Annotated in this window: 10 protein-coding genes and 1 pseudogene; 5 read left to right on the plus strand and 6 right to left on the minus strand. The window is 43.9% G+C overall.

What is annotated here, in order from left to right; translation table 11 throughout:
• Window positions 1–251 (minus strand): Sir2 family NAD-dependent protein deacetylase (locus Q8J68_RS13795; protein ID WP_305312092.1); only part of this gene is annotated, 251 nt, incomplete at its 3' end.
• 358 nt (window positions 252–609) lie between these two features.
• Between Q8J68_RS13795 and Q8J68_RS13800 the strand changes: the two genes are divergently transcribed.
• Window positions 610–3,936, plus strand: coding sequence for a GAF domain-containing protein (locus tag Q8J68_RS13800; protein WP_305312093.1), 3,327 nt, complete (start codon window positions 610–612; stop codon window positions 3,934–3,936).
• Window positions 3,937–3,969: 33 nt separating this feature from the next.
• Here Q8J68_RS13800 and Q8J68_RS13805 read toward each other — a convergent pair.
• Window positions 3,970–5,903 (minus strand): annotated as a pseudogene (locus Q8J68_RS13805) (hydantoinase/oxoprolinase family protein).
• A gap of 635 nt (window positions 5,904–6,538) precedes the next feature.
• Window positions 6,539–6,940 (minus strand): DUF1699 family protein, encoded by a 402-nt coding sequence (locus tag Q8J68_RS13810; RefSeq protein ID WP_305312094.1) that lies wholly within the window; start codon window positions 6,938–6,940, stop codon window positions 6,539–6,541.
• A 742-nt stretch (window positions 6,941–7,682) separates the two neighbouring features.
• On the opposite strand from Q8J68_RS13810, the gene Q8J68_RS13815 reads away from it, so the two are divergent.
• From Q8J68_RS13815 to Q8J68_RS13825, 3 genes are read left to right on the plus strand one after another with little or no spacing between them, the layout of a single operon-like run.
• Window positions 7,683–8,258 (plus strand): helix-turn-helix domain-containing protein, encoded by a 576-nt coding sequence (locus tag Q8J68_RS13815; protein WP_305312095.1) that lies wholly within the window; start codon window positions 7,683–7,685, stop codon window positions 8,256–8,258.
• A 15-nt stretch (window positions 8,259–8,273) separates the two neighbouring features.
• Window positions 8,274–8,693 (plus strand): thioesterase family protein, encoded by a 420-nt coding sequence (locus tag Q8J68_RS13820; protein ID WP_305312096.1) that lies wholly within the window; start codon window positions 8,274–8,276, stop codon window positions 8,691–8,693.
• 21 nt (window positions 8,694–8,714) lie between these two features.
• Window positions 8,715–10,355, plus strand: coding sequence for an AMP-binding protein (locus Q8J68_RS13825; RefSeq protein WP_305312097.1), 1,641 nt, complete (start codon window positions 8,715–8,717; stop codon window positions 10,353–10,355).
• Between the two features lie 44 nt (window positions 10,356–10,399).
• Here Q8J68_RS13825 and Q8J68_RS13830 read toward each other — a convergent pair whose 3' ends face one another.
• From Q8J68_RS13830 to Q8J68_RS13840, 3 genes are all read right to left on the minus strand, one after another.
• Complete coding sequence (locus tag Q8J68_RS13830) at window positions 10,400–12,328, minus strand: DUF2341 domain-containing protein (protein WP_305312098.1); 1,929 nt, start codon at window positions 12,326–12,328, stop codon at window positions 10,400–10,402.
• Between the two features lie 134 nt (window positions 12,329–12,462).
• The gene (gene nudC / locus Q8J68_RS13835; protein ID WP_305312099.1) at window positions 12,463–13,311 is read right to left on the minus strand and encodes an NAD(+) diphosphatase; all 849 of its coding nucleotides are present in this window, start codon (window positions 13,309–13,311) and stop codon (window positions 12,463–12,465) included.
• Between the two features lie 111 nt (window positions 13,312–13,422).
• A complete protein-coding gene (locus tag Q8J68_RS13840) occupies window positions 13,423–14,295 on the minus strand; it encodes an AIM24 family protein (RefSeq protein WP_305312100.1) in 873 nt (290 codons plus the stop codon).
• A 220-nt stretch (window positions 14,296–14,515) separates the two neighbouring features.
• On the opposite strand from Q8J68_RS13840, the gene Q8J68_RS13845 reads away from it, so the two are divergent.
• Entirely contained in the window at window positions 14,516–16,333 is a 1,818-nt protein-coding gene (locus Q8J68_RS13845; protein ID WP_305312101.1) for a DUF2207 domain-containing protein, read from the plus strand.
• The last annotated feature ends 26 nt before the right edge of the window (window positions 16,334–16,359 follow it).

The following is a 16,359-nucleotide window of genomic DNA, read 5'->3' on the forward strand; positions in this document are numbered from 1 at the left end:
TTTGCCAGCGCGTGGTGTATGAAGCTTGGCTCCTTCTCTTCAAGATTATATACAAGGTCTTTTGAATGTGAATAGAAATATTGTGGCTCATAGCGGAAATAGTCTATGTCGAATATCTTATCAGCATCAAACTTCCTGTAAATCCCATCTTTTCCCCTGAAGTCCGGAATACCCGAAAAAGTGGAGATGCCTGCTCCGCTCAGGAATACACAGTGTTTTGATGTTTCAAGGAGGTTGATGAGTTTTTCCATCTCTTTATGTTCTACGTCCAAACACTATAACATTTTCTGTAGGAACGCTAGTCGAGACAACAAACACGTATCAATGTTTTTTCGGCAAGTACTTCCTCTTTAAGCAAAACTGGCACATAATATAATATAAAAAGATTGTGCTTCATCTGCTGTGATAATCAGTCTCTATAATTAAATTTGTTAGCCACCAACGTTATCTTATTTTACTGTAAAAGCAGTTAGGAGGCTTGCTATATAGGTTTATATACCATGATTATAGATGTAAAATTGGTCCTAAAATCAAGAATCTCTACACAATTGCTATTCTGCCTGTTTGTGATGATGCATAAATATATTTGATCAATAAAACGGCGATAAAATGAAGCTGATCCTGGAAAAGAACGATTCAATCATTTATGTTTTATTGCTGGTCTTCATAGTGGTAGGATTGTGGCACCTGCTGACACTAGGCAATCAAGTGTTCTGGACTTTCTTGTTAACGCTATTATTATTACTGTTCTTAATTCACAGCAGGCATATCATCAGCACCAACAGGAAGCTTCAGGATGAGGTCAAGCAACAGCATTCTGCCAGAGCAGAACTGACTGCAAAGTATAATGCTGAAAAAGCCCTCTCTGGCATTTCTTCGATTTTCATCTCCTCTGATGACATTGACAGCATGATAAGGCAGTCACTTGAAATGCTGGGTGCCCTGTATAATGCAGATATAGCTTCTTTTTTCAAATTCGAGGACCGCGGGGAATTAATAAAGAACGTAAATGAATGGCGTTCAGTAAACGGTGCTCCATCAAATAGTACTATTGAATCAGGGAGAACGTCACACATTGAAAAAATGCAGTTCTCATGGCTTATTTCCCGGCTCATCAGCAAAGGGCTCCTGATAATACCAAATATTGATGAGCTTCCTTTGCAGGCCTCTTCAGAAAAGGCTATAATAGCTGAAATGCAGGTAAAGTCTTTCATTGCTTCCCCAGTTATAGCCAATGGCGAACTCTCAGGCTTTCTTCTTCTTGGAAATATCCCGCAAGGATGTATCCGGGAAAATGAGTACATGAATGTTTTAGGTGTATTCTCTGGTTTACTGGGAATCAGCTATGAAAAAAAGCAGGCTCTGGAGTCTCTAAAAAAGAATAAAAAGCAGCTTGAGTACCAGCTGGAATTTGAAAGTCTTATCAGTGAGATATCTACGAAATTCCTTTCTCTAAGGCCTGATGAGCTTGATGCTGGTATTGACCTTGCGCTCATGAGAGTCGGTGAATTTGCCGGAGTTGACCGCAGCTATGTATTCCAGTTTTCATCTGAAAAATCTTTAATGCATAACACACATGAATGGTGTGCTCAAGGGGTAAACCCTGAAAAAGGGAATCTTCAGAATATGCCGACTGAAGATGCTCCATGGCTGATGGAAAACCTGATCGCACAGAGAACTGTCCATATATCGGCTGTAGCCAAAATGACGCCAGAAGCCACCGAAAATGAAAAGCAGACACTTGAGGCCCAGGGAATAAAGTCCCTTGTTATTGTTCCGATGGTCTTTGATGATGACATCATTGGGTACATAGGCTTTGATTCCGTGCAAGAAGAGAAAGAGTGGCCTAATGAATCTATTCGTTTGTTAAATATCCTGGCCCAGATGCTCGTATCTGCGCTGCAAGGAAAAGCTGCAGTGGAGGAACTCAACATCGAGAGAGCCCAGTTGCTGTCCATATTTGACAGCATGGATGAGGCGATCTATGTCGCTGACCCAAGCACCTATAAGATATTGTATGTTAACAGGTGCCTTAAAGAAAAGCTGGGAACTGATCCCGTTGGAGGTGTATGCTATAAAGTATTCCAGGGCTTGGATATGCCATGTGACTTCTGCACGAACCCTATCATATTAAAGAACAGGAATGAGACATGTGTCTGGGAACATCATAATGATTTCGATGGAAAACACTATATCGTCACTGACAGGATAATAAAGTGGCCTGATGGCAGTGATGTGCGTCTGGAAATGGCCCGCGATATCACTTCAGTAAAAGAAGCTGAAAAGGACGCCAGGAAAAGTGAAGAGAAGTTCAGGAAGACCGTTGAGAACTCACCCATGCCTATAGCGATCCTGAACCATAAAGGAATAATTGAGTATGTTAACAGGAGATTCACGGAGACTTTCGGATATGCAAAAGAAGATATCCCGACTATTCCAGACTGGTTGATGCATGCTTATCCTGAGGAGAATTACAGAAAGAACAGGTATGATGAGTGGGACTGTCTGACATGTATCAATGATGTGGGTGTAAGTGAGAACTCCAACGTAGTATGTAAAGACGGTACTGTCAGGAATATTGACTTCCATTTAGCTAAAACCTCTGATGAGGTCATAATCGTTGCAAATGACTTTACTGAAAGAAAAAAAGTTGAGGATGCCCTGCTTCTGGAAGAAGCACGTCTGGAAGCCCTGCAACAGTTGAACCAGATGACAGAACTCTCCGTAGACGAGATCGAGAATTTTGTGCTGGAGGAAGGCATAAGGCTTACCGGTAGCAAAATAGGCTACATCGGTTTCCTTAGTGAAGATTGCCAATCCCTGATCATGCATACCTGGTCAGAAGATGCTATGCTGAAGTGTAATATGGATCACATGAAAACCGAGTTTTTGCTTTCGGAAGCCGGTTTATGGGTTGAGGCCATAAGGGAGTGCAAGCCTGTGATCATAAACGATTATCAGCTTCCTAATCCGCGTAAAGTGGGATATCCGCAAGGGCACATCCTGGTCGAGCGTTATATGAGTGTTCCCATAATTGATGGGAACAAAGTCATCGGAGTTGCAGGTGTTGGCAATAAAGCCGATGACTACGACCTGGCGGACGTCAGGCAGCTTACTCTTCTGATGCATGGTATGTGGAGGCTTATACAACGCAAGAATGCGGAAAATTCCATGAAGGACTATGCATCAAAACTCTCAGAGGTCAATATAGAATTGTCAAAGGCAAATGAAGAGCTCAAGTCGCTTGACGAGTTAAAGAACAACTTCCTTGCCAATATCAGCCACGAACTGAAAACTCCTTTGATCCCGATAATTGGATTTAGTGAGCTTGTAGCTGACAGAAGCCTGGGATCATTGAACAGCGAACAGGAAAGGGCGATGAATGCTGTCGTACAAAGCTCGGGGCAGCTCAAGAGACTGATAGAGTCGCTGATATTTATGAGTAACCTGGGGGCAAAACAGTTTGCTTATGAACTTAATCCCATAAGCCTTGAGTCTATAATAGAAAAAGCAACTTCGATAATATCAATTGAAAACAGGGATAAAAAAATAGAAATGATCAGGGATATACCATGTGATCTGCGCATTATTAATGGAGATACTGATTACCTGTCTCAATTGTTCATGCACCTGATAGATAACGCCTTTAAGTTCACTCCATCAGGAGGAAAGATCTCTCTGTCAGGGTATAACCATAGCGACCACGTCCATATAATTATTGGGGACACGGGAATCGGTATTCCGTCAAACAAGGTCATGAAGGCATTTGATAGTTTTTACCAGATAGATAGCTCAAGGTCCCGAAAGTACGGGGGCACAGGTATCGGCCTGAGCATATGCAAAAAGATTGCAGAGGATCACGGAGGAAAACTATGGATAGAAAGCGAGGAGAATGTGGGCACCCAGGTGCATATTACTTTTCCCGCACTTTTCTGAATCCATCCTGATTCCTTCTATTCCGTTTCTCTCTTAATCCTTCAACAGCATCATGGGATTACCCACACCCACGACGATCACTCTTGTTTCAAGAGGAGGGTGTGGCCATGTCTCGGGCGATATCGTCTTTCTGGAAACTGTTATCTGTGTGTCCTGTTCAAGTATTCCGCACCTTTTTTCATAATCCAGAACAAGTTCCTTTCCAACCTTTGTCGCGAAATCCACGGCGTCAGAATACACCTGGAAACGCTCCCTGCCAAGAGGGGAGAATACCAGGAAATCCTCGTCAGGGTTCTGGATCGACGCAGGCATTATTGTTATCTCTATCCTCTTAACTCCTTTTCCGGCAAGGGCACCGACGGCATTCCCAACCTCTGCAAAATCAGGGACAACCACTTCTGCTTCGATCATCGAACGAAGTTCATCGGCGTGTGCCTGTACAGGCCCCCCGAGCAATACAACCGGTATCTCGAGTTTGAACTTTGCGGGATAGGTACGGTTCAGAAGGTCAGCTATCATATCCTCCGGATGATGTGGCAGAATGAAAGACATGAGGTCAGCTGCCATGTTCCTTGCCACAAGCTCCCTTACGTGGGCACAGAACTCGTATTTTCCTTTCTGGATATACCTTGAAAGGTGGGATGCTCCCATCTCCGCAGCATTGACATCCCATTGCGTATATATCCCAAGCACGTGCAGCGCATCGGTGGGAGTAAAGCCGATTCCCTGGATCAGCCTCTTCATTATAAGAGAATCAAGTACTTTGGTGGCCGGATTCTTTTTAAGCAGTACGCTTATCTCAGCGATTGAGGCTGGTTCTGAACCAATGGCAGAAATCAGCTCCTCTTCCTGTTCATCGAGACCTGCGGCCTCGTAGCCGGTCCTGAGAAAGAACTTTGTTGGCTGGTAATTCTCGTCCATAAGTGTCCTTGGGAGATTCCTGCTCTTCTTTAACCTGCCCGCGAACTCAGGATACTGTGCTGAGGCCACGCACAGGGGAATGACCCGCCGTGGTCCGATGTGGATCATGTCATCTGATACCCAGATGTGGCTATCTCCACCTGTTGCCGAGGTTTCCATTCTCATAGCCCGGACCCTTGTCTTCCATCCGCCTACAACAGCGCCTGAAGTGCTGATCTCCGGCACTCCGTTGTGAAGCATGGACACGTCAGTGCTCGTACCTCCTACGTCTATTACGGCACAGGTTTCTATCTTTGAGAGGTAGGATGCTCCCAGCAGGCTGGCGGCTGGACCGGAGAAAATGGTCTCGATGGGCTTTTCCAGTGCATCCTCTATATTGTAGACAGAACCGTCACACTTGAGCATGAGCATCCTGGCATTAATGCCTCTTCTTTTGATGTCCTTTATAACGGAACTGACAAAGTGGTGGGTGATGGGGATAAGCTGTGCGTTCAGGACTGCTGTTACAGCTCTCTCATAAACCCCAAGCTCGAGGGAAAGCTCATGTCCGCATACTACCGGCATTCCGGTGATATCCTTAACTATCTCCTTGACCTGCAGTTCATGGTTGGGGTTACGTGCACCAAAATAGGCAGACACGGCATAGGCCGATACTGTGCCTTTGGTCTTCAGTGCAAATTCCCTGAAGCATCCACATCAAGGGGGAACTCCTCATCTCCCTTTGTATCATGTCCGCCTGCGACCCATTTGACATGCTGTGTGGGAAATACCTTTTCTACGGGCTGCTCACCTACGGTTATGAGACCTACAGGTACGCCTGTACCTTCAAGCAATGAATTTGTGGACAAGGTCGTTGAAACCGACACAAGGTTTACATCTTTCAGATATTCCTTGTCAATAGAATCCAGTACACTCCTGATACCCTCCTGCAGGTCAGGATAAGTAGTAAAAGATTTCTTTGAGTCAACCACTGCCCCATCAGAACCCCGTATTATAACGGCGTCTGTGTATGTTCCTCCGGCATCTATCCCAAGACCATAGTGCATATTGTCACCTGCTAGTATTTCAAAATAATTTGTAATTCATTGGACATATAGGTTATTAAGTGTTTTGTCTGAAGGTGCCGGACAGTCTGTTAATAGTGTTAATCTTATTACTTGCGTATATTAAGAATTGCAGAGGCAGAGCCATCAAAAAAGAAATCCATTTCGATCATTTATTCCGGGCTTTATCAAAAAGACACTTGCAGTAGAAATCTGCAAAGAGGGTAAAAACTATCTTTAGGAAAGGCCACCGAACTTGCAGGACTTAATAGTAAGTTGGAAAGCTTGTCTTTCTGGACAGCAAAGGTGTATCTCTTCTGTGGAAGATATGGAGGAAGATCTGAAAACATTAGACGAACTGCAGGGATAATATGCCGGCAGTTTCTAACTCTACTCCTCTGAAGTACTTTCCAGTATAGGGAAACTAGAACTCTTGAGAGTATTTCACGGCTTTGTAGAAATGCTCACGGAGGTACAAATATCAATGACTGCAGCCACAGAGGACACTGAGTTCTCAGAGAGGTTTTTCACACTCTAAGTGCAAATCTTCCCCGTATTTTCATTCTCTGTGAACTCAGTGGTTCATGATCAAAGTGCAGTTTTTTGAAGAGCCAAAATTTGATGTTCCAGAATATCTATCATTTTTTATTTTTAATAATGAATCTGATCAGATCTGGACCCATATGCAGATCATTACTCAGCTTTGCTTCAATTTCATCATCCGATAGACCATCTGCACTATATTCGCTTATGTGGTCATAGATGCTTTGAGAAATCTCAGAATATTCATTGATGTCTTTCCTGTGACCCCATACATCGCCTTCCAGGAGAGCGATATCTTTCATCTCAAGGAACATGCGAGTTGATTTGGAAACCGTTCTTATATAAGATGGAGGAATGTGCAGAGCTTTGACATTTGGACACTTGGTTATAAGCGTAAAGATATCCGTATTTGATGGCCGGAATGCAAAGTGTATCATTTGTTCATTTGGACCAAGGGAACTAATCTCATCTTTAGAACTTACTACTCGTATTTTCATTTTTTAACCTCTGCTATAACTAGTGCGTGTTTTAACGCTGTGAATCTTGGAAATTATTTATAATTATCGTGTTGTTCACATCAATATGAAATATTATAATAATAACATTACCTTTCCTAAAACTAATTATTCCCGATGTCACAGTTTTTTAAAAACATTTTTTTCTCATGGAATTGGAAATTCGCCAATATTAAGTATTCGGAAAAACTGTTCGCTTAAATTGCAAATATATATGCAAAATAGTTATATTGACAAATGATATATAGCGTCACACCGTTAACTACCTCTCATAGAGGTGTGTGCCTTTTTCTACCACCAACCCCCACTCCCAATTACACACACCTCATTTAAAATATTTCTACTTTGATAAGTCACGTTGATGTTAATTGTTAATCCTTATGGTATTTTTGACCTGTCTTAAATCCTCGTGCTTCAGTAAGCCTCTTTTCTCTTATAATTGGCTTTCCCGTTTTTACATGTGTCCATTTTTGGTGGTGACATGCCTGTAAAAAATGGTATAGTGTTTAAGAGATATTATGTATCCGGTTTTTCTGATTTCCGCGGGGTTGATCAAAACGAATAATTTATTTACTGCTGCATCCTTTCTTAGGTTATTGAGGTTCATAATATATCTTACCTGTAATATGTCAGATAAGGCAATTGTTATAACTCAAAATGCCGTACGCATTACTTTATCCTATTATTTGTTCATTCTATTCATTTGAATATATGAGGAAGTACCATGTCGGAAAAAAACCTGATAGGCAGTAAGATACGTCAGATTCGAGAAACGCAGGAAATGTCGGTGAAAGATCTGGCGCAGGCCAGCAATACGAATGCGGAGCTTATTGACCAGCTTGAAAAAGGAGCTCTTGTTCCCTCACTGACCCCCCTTCTGCAGATAGCCCGGGCACTTGGGGTTCGCTTGGGTACTTTCCTCGACGATGCTCCCCACAACGCACCGGTTGTGGTGAAAGCGGGCAAATCGAAGAATGTTGTACGCTTCTCCGGCAACTGCGATAAATGCGAGACCAGCACCCTGGACTTCTTCTCCCTTGCCTCTGATAAGGCGGACCGACACATGGAGCCTTTTATTATTGATGTCCATCCGCCACAGTCAGCAGAGGTGAAACTGTCATCCCACGAAGGTGAGGAGTTCATTTTCGTGACCAAAGGGGAAATTGAGATACTCTACGGAAAAGACAAGTACAATCTCATTGCAGGAGACAGCATCTATTATGATTCCATTGTACCTCATCATGTCCACGCCGTAGGTTCAGACGCACAGATACTCGCAGTAGTTTATGCACCTCTTTGAACCCGGAAGATGATCATGTTCAATACAATAGTCACTCCCCGATTCGGAGACATCGACGGACTGAAACATGCGAACAATATTTCCATTGCTATCTGGTTCGAACAGGCACGAAACCCTGTTTTCAGGCTTTTCACACCGGATCTTGATCTGAGCTTTGAGAAATGGAAGCTCATCCTGGCCAGGTCTGAATATGATTATGTGGGTGAGATAAGCTATGGCTTTGATGTGAACATCCGCACCTATATCGCCAGGATAGGTAATTCTTCCTTCACGATCGGGCATGACGCGTGGCAGAAAGGGAAACTGTGCGCCAAAGGACAGGTGGTTATTGTCCATTACGATTTCATTAACAAGAAGTCCGTGCCCATTCCGGACGATATCAGAAGATCACTTGAAGAACACCTTGTGGATGCGGAAAGCATAGGAAAACAATGAAATTGAAAGGAGCCGGATATCATGGAGATTATAACTGATACCATTGGCGATGTGTTCGAAAAACAGGTAAGGGAAGATCCTGACAGGGAGTTTATAGTTTATCCTGACAGAGACCTCAGGTTCACCTATAAGCAATTCGATGAGCGCGTTAATTTGATGGCTAAAGGCCTGCTGGAGATAGGTATAGGAAAGGGAGACCATGTAGGTATATGGGCAAAGAATGTGCCCGACTGGCTGACTTTCATGTTTGCGACCGCTAAGATCGGTGCGGTTCTCGTTACAGTCAATACCGCATACAAGATACATGAAGTAGAGTACGTCATGAATCAGGCCGACCTGAAAGCACTCGCCATCATAGACGCTTTCCGGGATGTGAACTACATTGATATAATGTATGAACTGGTGCCAGAATTAAAGACGCAAAACCGTGGGAACCTGAAGAGCAAAAAGTTCCCGTATCTGAAAAGTGTTATTTTCATCGGGCAGGAAAAGCATCGCGGAATGTACAATACCCGTGAACTGATGTTGCTGGGACAGCACAGTACAGACGAGAAGCTTGACAGTATCAAGTCTAAGCTTAGTTGTAATGATGTCATCAATATGCAGTACACATCAGGTACCACCGGTTTCCCTAAAGGCGTTATGCTGACACACAGCAATATCCTGAACAACGGTCTTTCCATTGGAAACAGGCAGAAGTTTACGTGCGATGACCGCCTGTGCCTCCCTGTTCCGTTATTCCACTGCTTTGGGATCGTGCTGGGTGTAATGGCTATCCTGGCCCACAGGGCAACACTGGTGATGCTCGAACTTTATGACCCCCTCATGGTGCTGGCGGCTGTCCAGAAAGAAAAGTGTACGGCTTTATACGGCGTCCCCACAATGTTCATTGCCGAATACACTCACCCAATGTTCAAAATGTTCGATCTTTCTTCGCTGCGCACAGGAATAATGGCTGGTTCAACCTGTCCCATTGATTCCATGAAAAAGGTCATAAACGAAATGAACTGCAACGAGATCACTATTGTATATGGCCTGACCGAAGCCTCTCCGGGGATTACCCAGACTACAACTGATGACCCTATAGAGCTTCGTGTAGAGACAGTCGGGCGAGTCTTCCCTGGCGTGGAAGCAGCAGTGATGGATCCGGAAACCTATATGCCCCTCCCTCCAAACACTATCGGGGAAATATGCTGCCGTGGTTATAATGTCATGAAAGGCTATTACAAGATGCCTGAAGAGACAAAAAAGGCAATAGATGAGAACGGCTGGCTACACAGCGGAGACCTTGGTACATGTGATGAGAATGGTTACTACCGTATCACAGGACGCATAAAGGACATGATCATAAGAGGCGGTGAGAATGTCTACCCAAGGGAGATCGAAGAATTCCTTTTCACCATTCCCGGCATAAAAAGCGCCCAGGTGGTCGGCATACCCGATGAGAAGTACGGCGAGATAGTCGGAGCCTTTGTAATTCTTGATTCCGGTGCTAGCCTCACAGAAGAGGATGTAAGGGACCATGCGTTGTCCAGGATAGCACGCTACAAGGTTCCCAAGCATGTTTTCTTTGTGGAAGAATACCCATTGACTGCAAGCGGAAAGGTCCAGAAGTTCAAACTCAAGGATCTGGCCATTGAGCTGCTCAAGGAAAAGGTCTAAACAAAATATTAGATGATGTGAATTTCACATCATCCATCCATTATTTATTTCTTCTTTAAGATAAATACCGCACCAAGCAGCATACTGCTTGCAATCAGAACTGTGAAAGCCGGTATTGCCCTGTTTTCGTCTGTTGATGGTGTTACCCGGGAGTATTCCTGATAATCTTCGTAGACCACTATTGCAGTACCCATGAAAGCGTTGTCCTGTGAGTAATAGTCCTGCAATCCTTCAATAAGGTCCTGTACTTGCGTGTCTGTCATGTAATCCTCACCAACAGCAATACCTATCAGGGCATTTTCTCCCGCTCCTCTGATCTCTCCCATCTTTGCTGAGATGGAGTCAATGATTGCGGCGGTGCTGTTCAGACCAGCTTTATCATCATAGGTCAGGAGTATGAAGAGATCAACATTGTCTGATACTTGCTGCAGGGAGGACCGATCGTAAGAGAGGGGTACATCGACTGCAAGAGGCAGGCTGCCGGAACTTGCGCGCAGGCTTTCAAGCATGAGAAGGTTATCCTCGCAGGCCTCATTGATATTTTGGGTGCATGGGTCAAGTGCAATATTTATTCCGTCAAAGCGTGCAAGAGATTTATTATTATAATCTACAACATGCTCCACTGTGGTTATCATAGTCTCAGGTTCTCCCATCTCATCAAAGACCATTGCATAGACCTGCATATCGTTCTCATGAGCTGTCTTCACAAATCTTTCCAGACTCCAGATATTCTCCGTATTTGTCAAGACCATGATAAAGTTAAAACCGCTGGCCTTCATTTCTGACAGAGCGGAAGCATCATATGCTGATGCATCAAAGATGCGGACTGCATTTATCACACCGCCTGGGACGGTGATGTTAATCCTTACGGGCTCCTGAGTTACTTTCGTGTTTTCCTGTGCAGCAGCTCCTGTAATTTTTCCGACGGTCACAGTTGGCTCGTCTGAAACGAATTTGCGCACATAGGCGTAATCAAAAGCTGCATATCCAGTGTTATCTGAAACATCCGGATATGTTCTTGCTGAAAGGTAAGCCTTTACTTTTATAATGTTCAGGTTGTTGGTTCTCTCGGTGGTGGTAAATTCCATTCTGCTGTCCCTGACACCATTCTTAAAGAAAGCCACTTTTCCTAACTCATCTTCAAGGTACCATGCAACTGCTGTGGTGTACCATGTATCTTCGGCGACATTAAGGTCTGTCAGGTCAGCTGTTGTGCGACTGACATCAGCAGTGCTGTTCTTCAGTATCCAGTTGACCTTTGTCTCCCTTTCGAGTTCGGTGCTGACAAGCATGTGACTTCTGTCCTCGTTACGGGAATCCACAAATCCCTGGACTATTACCGGGCCACGGGAGTCGGTTCCTGTAGTGACCTTCTTTCTTTTTACCACAAACATCGAATTAATAGGGAAATCCTTGGCGGACTTGATCCTGGAAATATCTGCAGGATGATAGTTTGGAACTATAAGCCTGACAGCCCCCGAAGTGACGCTGAGCTGTCCCCCTCCTGTGGTAAACTGTTCCCAGTTACCAAAAGCAAGATTATTGCCGCTGAAGTCATCAAAGAACTGAAAAGTGGAGGTGCCGGAGCTTATATCAGTTGCAAGCGGATTTCCGTAGTGCATAGTGATCTTGGTGGTCCCACCGGAAGCCACATAGGGCACCCTGACCCATATTTTTGCTCTTTCCGACTGGACATCCCATTCCTCCACCCAATGCTGCAATTGCCTGTCACCTGATGTGAAGCGTATGTCCTGGCCAGCATTCTGGGCCATGGAGAAGTCGAAGTTGGAACTGTTCAGGACAACAGAGACCTGATAATTAGTAAGGTCCTGTCCGGAATTATCTTTTATATTTATCTCAGTTGAATTTTTCCACTCGCCGCCACCAGAATATGTTAAAGCAGCGCATGTCTGTGTGAATCCAATAATGAACAACAACGTTATCAAGCCATACCACAATATCCTGATCTTCAAGCCACTCACCTTCATAGGGTATTTTCTTAATTAACAGTTTACTTTTAAATGCTTAAAACCTGTCTGAAGCATTAGTACATATAATACATTCATTCTTATGTACATTATTCTTTTCCCATTGGACAGCTTATCTTCTATTGTATGTGTTTTTCAATAAAATATGCTATGAGTCGACCAGAAATGCTGTTGTTGCCGGGAACTGTCGGTATCTCATCACATTTGAACCAGCGGGCATCTTCGATTTCCACTGTATCCATACGTATCTCACCGCCTGCATATCTGGCAGTAAAACCTATCATCAGGGAGTCAGGATAAGGCCAGGGCTGGCTTCCGAAATATTCGATGTCCTTTATAGAAACCCCTACCTCCTCAAGCACTTCCCTGACAACCGCCTCTTCAACAGACTCTCCCGGTTCAACAAAACCGGCTATAAGGCCGTACAATCCCGTCGGAAAACCTGGAGACCTTGCAAGGAGAGCCATGTCTTCTTTTTCTATCAGCACAATGATAGCAGGAGATATCTTGGGGAAGAAAAGTGAGCCACATTCAGGACACTCCTTGGCTTTCTCCTGCTGACTCCGGAATGTTTTTGAACCGCAGCGGCCACAGAAACCAGTTTTTATGTCCCACTCAAGTAACTGGATGGCCCTGCCTGCAAGGGAAGCCACAGGTTCACCCAGTATATCATACAGTTTTCTCAGGTCTTCAAACCTGATATCTTCATCATGCCTGAAGCTGTTATCAATCTCGGCCGTAAAACATGATATATCACCGAACTCGCCGATGTACTGCTCTCTTATAATTTCTGTGCCAAGCTCTCTGAGTTCTTTCACTGAAGGCAATTTACAAACACCGTTATTGCAGAAGAGCAATATCTTGCGCTCTTTGAAAGCAAAGCAGTAGTCTGATGAAGCGTGCATTTTCTCCGGGGGAGTGAGGAGGGGCTGGAATCCAGGTCCCTGCTGTTTGTGATCGTGTTTCATGGACAAAATGGATACGATATGTTCCCTTATCAAGTTTACCGGTTTTTGAAGTGGTGTGATTTTGACCTATTGCTTGAATATAGTAAATTAATATGGGGTCTAAAAACCCCATTATGTTGAATTGTTCCTGTTATATGTTGCAACCGCCATAGAAGAAACGCCACCAGCAGAAATAGATTTGTAAATCGGTTGGGTAGGTGCAAGCCACACGGCTCCGGTTCCTTCAAATGTTTGCAGGAGGCCTTCTCCAGCGGTTAGTTTGCCTGCAAGGCCTTTACCTGAACTTTCAACACTGAATTTTACGGAATCTGACCTTAAAATAGCAAAGTTCCCATCAACCTGAAGTCTTTCATTATCAAGGTTATACTTCAGTATTTCAGAAATTGGAACGGGGCTTTCCAGAATACATATGCCTGTACCACTTATCTTTGTCTGGAACCACCCTTCATTACCAAACAATCCTGCACTTATGTTCTTTTGGCTTGCCACACTAACCTCCAGGGTTGATTCTGAGCAGTAGAATATGCCCTTATCGACAATTATAGAACCATTTTTCAGAGTCACTATAAGGAAGTGGCTGAAGCTTGGTTCCATGAATATCTCACCCACTCCTCTGTAGAGAGGGTTAAAAGCAGCTTCATTAGTAAGCTGCTTTTTTATCATCTTTTTTGCAAAGCCGCCCAGACCTCCTATATTGGCATCACACACAATATTTCCCTTATGAAAATGAAGAGCACCGGGCTCGACTATGACGCCACCATCATTCAATGTGACCTTTACCTGTTTAAGGGACATGCCAGACTTATGAACATAATATAGATTCTTTGCAAGGTCTGGGTCCTTACTTCCAGTTAAAGAATTGTACTGGAGTATCTCGGCTTTGAAGTTTCCTTTGTCAACACTGTCAAGGACGGTTATATTGTTATAAAAGTTAGTTTCTGCTATAGTATCACATCCAGATGAAAAACAACACCAAAATATCAATTATGTTGTTTTACTAATATATCATATAATTATATTATTTATAATATATAATTACATTGTATTAGATACCTATACTTAAGTGCTGTTGTATAGGATAGGGAAATTATTTTGTCTGGATGACTGATGTGGCTAGAGTTTAGCTCGAATTCCCAGAGAATTATTACTTGCACAAAAGTTTAAAGACTTCTTACTGCATATATAATTCCGGAGTTGTAGATACTTGTGCAAGATTTTAGGTTATATGCTGAAAGGAATTGATTCCAGCTCTATCATCCGCAGGTCCTTTCTGACCATTGTGGTACTGATGTTACTTACATCCTGCGCATCTGCAAGGGATTATACACTGGACCATGCAACTGCGAACATAACCGTAGGTGCTGATGGCATTACACATGTGGAAGAATCCATCACATACTCTTTTGACGGCATCTATTATGAAGTATTCAGGACTGTATATCCTCCTCCTGGTGGTTCTGTTGAGAACATAACAGGGTACTGCATCGGGGGCCAGTGCGACTTCCGGGTCGTGCCCATTTCAGGTGGTTACGAACTTGTAGGCTCATTACCACAGCCGACACCTGAACAGATCACCTTTGTCGTGTCCTATGATTATTACCGCGGGGTCAAGGTCTACAATGATGTGTCTGAACTTCATTACCAGTTGTGGGGAGATGAATGGGAGAAGAGCCTGGATGGGTTTACTGCAACAGTTACCCTTCCTGCCGGATCACAAGACGACAACATCCTTTACTGGATCCATCCTAATCATTACACAAGGACATCGTATCTCAAAGGTAACACCATAGTTGCAGAATCTGATGCGATACCTTCCGGAAGCTGGTATGAGATCAGAGCAGTGTTCCCAAGGTTACAATCTCCAGACCCGGCTTTTGTTTCCATCCAGGATCAGGATGGTTTGGAGGAAATACTGGCTGTAGAAAGAGCATATGATAGAAAAGCAGCCATATCCGTCTATCTTTTCTACATAGCTGCTCTTTATGCGTTGCTCGTACTTTTGTTCCCTTTCTATATATATCACAAATATGGAAAAGAGCATGATATTGATTATTATGGAATTTATGAAAGGGAATTGCCCACTGATTCGAAACCTGCTGTGGTCAATGCTATCATGCGGGGTAAGATAGGTATTCCGACTATCGAGGGATTCACTGCTACGGTCATGGATCTTGTGGACAGGGAATATCTGCGTCTGAAAGATACTACGTCCATAAAAAAACACCTTGGCCTGATATCCCGTGAGAAAGAGGATGTTTTAATCGAAATCAATATGAACGCAGATAAGAAGAAGTTCCTGAACTATGAAAAGGATGTATTCGATCTGTTAAGCTCACATGCCTCCGAAGGCACGGTGCTGTGGAGTGATCTGAAAAAGGAGCTTGGGAAAGGCACGGCGTTTTACCATTTCCTGAACAGGTGGAATCATAAGGTAACAAACCATGCTAAAGTTGATAAGCTCTTTGAATCCAAAGGTAATAAGTACATGGCCGTTTTCAGCTTTGCTGTCATAATCATAGCATTTTTGAGCATATGGTTCGTAGCTTTCCTGTTTCCCACTAATCAGTTCCCTGTGATGAAGAATTTCATTATCCTGGTCATGGCCGCAGGAGTTATTGCAATATTTATGCTTATCATTGTGGGTGTCAGCGAGCGAACCATGGGCCAGTGGACTCCCGAAGGCAGGCTTTTTCACAAACGTTGGGATAACTTCAGGAAGTACCTGACAGATTTCTCTGCTCTGAAAGAGCACCCTCCCGAATCAATAAAGATATGGGATCACTACATGGTCTATGCAGTGGCACTGGGTGTGGCCGAGAAGGCGCTTGACAATATGTCCCTCATTATCCCGTCTGAACAAATATCAGGAAGCCGCTTCTATCCGGTACACCACAACATGGTGTTCATTTCAGGATTCAGGAGCGCTTACCAGGCATCCACTCCGGGCAGTTCCTCGGGCGGGAGCTCAGGGGTTGGTGGAGCAGGCGGAGGTTTTAGCGGTGGGGGCGGAGGAGCGAGATAATGCACCTTTGGGAGTATCGGATGTCA

Source organism: Methanolobus sp. (assembly GCF_030682845.1).
Taxonomy (GTDB): domain Archaea; phylum Halobacteriota; class Methanosarcinia; order Methanosarcinales; family Methanosarcinaceae; genus Methanolobus.

Excerpts from the sequence above, each read along its gene's own strand:
- Q8J68_RS13800 (WP_305312093.1), top strand. The coding sequence starts at position 610 with ATGAAGCTGATCCTGGAAAAGAACGATTCAATCATTTATGTTTTATTG.
- Q8J68_RS13810 (WP_305312094.1), bottom strand. The coding sequence starts at position 6,940 with ATGAAAATACGAGTAGTAAGTTCTAAAGATGAGATTAGTTCCCTTGGT.
- Q8J68_RS13815 (WP_305312095.1), top strand. The coding sequence starts at position 7,683 with ATGTCGGAAAAAAACCTGATAGGCAGTAAGATACGTCAGATTCGAGAA.
- Q8J68_RS13820 (WP_305312096.1), top strand. The coding sequence starts at position 8,274 with ATGTTCAATACAATAGTCACTCCCCGATTCGGAGACATCGACGGACTG.
- Q8J68_RS13825 (WP_305312097.1), top strand. The coding sequence starts at position 8,715 with ATGGAGATTATAACTGATACCATTGGCGATGTGTTCGAAAAACAGGTA.
- nudC (WP_305312099.1), bottom strand. The coding sequence starts at position 13,311 with ATGAAACACGATCACAAACAGCAGGGACCTGGATTCCAGCCCCTCCTC.